At 47.8% G+C, this 404-nt stretch carries 1 pseudogene; it reads left to right on the top strand.

Going from position 1 to position 404, the window contains the following annotated elements:
* Positions 1-163: 163 nt before the first annotated feature.
* Positions 164-404, top strand: a pseudogene (locus tag M3600_RS28645) (pre-toxin TG domain-containing protein); the annotation flags it as partial.

Genomic DNA, 404 nt, shown 5'->3' with positions numbered 1-404 from the left:
TTGCATGTGAAAAATGTGGGGGTGAAATGTATCCTGAGTATTATAAAGGGGTACATGGCATAGAGTACAAATTATCGGATATTCTCTAACCATGAAAAGGACCGGGCTATGCCCGGTTTTTCTTATGAGAAGCTAGAGTTATAGTAAACATTTCTATAAATTCACCGGCTATTATGATTGCAAGCGCGCAGTCGAAGGCGTCGATCCCGTCACAGGCGAAAAGATGTCAACCGCACAGCGCTTAGCAGCAGGAGGTATGGCATTAGCCGGCTTCATTCCAGTCGTCGGCTGGGCAGGCAGAGCCGTCAAAGGCGGCAAAGGCATCTATTCGGCAACAAAAGGAATCAGCGCCGCCGAAAATGCCATGAGCACCTACAAAAACGTAAAAGCCTTCAGCACCCTAG

Source organism: Niallia sp. MER 6, assembly GCF_023714395.1.
In the GTDB taxonomy this organism is placed as follows: Bacteria; Bacillota; Bacilli; order Bacillales; family Cytobacillaceae; genus Niallia.
This window is presented reverse-complemented; position numbering and strand designations above follow the sequence as displayed.